This window comes from Psychrobacter sp. TB20-MNA-CIBAN-0197 (assembly GCF_040309765.1).
GTDB classification, from domain to species: Bacteria; Pseudomonadota; Gammaproteobacteria; order Pseudomonadales; family Moraxellaceae; genus Psychrobacter; species Psychrobacter submarinus.
Genome location: NZ_JBEOPC010000414.1, coordinates 1 through 280, shown reverse-complemented (window position 1 = coordinate 280; position 280 = coordinate 1). Strand labels below are relative to the sequence as shown.

Sequence of the window (280 nt, the reverse complement as noted above, 5' to 3'; positions counted from 1 at the left end):
GGATAAGGATTAAAAAATACTTGTTTTTCAAGATACTCGTTTGGGTGCACTTTTAAATGATGCTTTAGCAAAGTAAGTGGCACGTAAAGAGGCACTAAACCATCGCTGTATTCATCAATTGCTTCTCGCATTTCTTGTTTTTCGACTGACGATAAATCTTTTTTAAAGTAGCCCTGTAAGTGCATTAAGGTATTACAATTATTTTTGCGTGAGGCTGGCTTTTTAAGTCCATTCATCAAACCTAAAATGTACTTATCAGCAAGAGCAGTTACGTCATCAC

The 280-nt window shown here is 35.7% G+C and carries 1 protein-coding gene; it reads right to left on the bottom strand.

What is annotated here, in order from left to right:
- The coding region (locus AAEY83_RS14280; protein WP_351059856.1) for a DUF1722 domain-containing protein at positions 1-280 on the bottom strand (280 nt) is incomplete at both ends.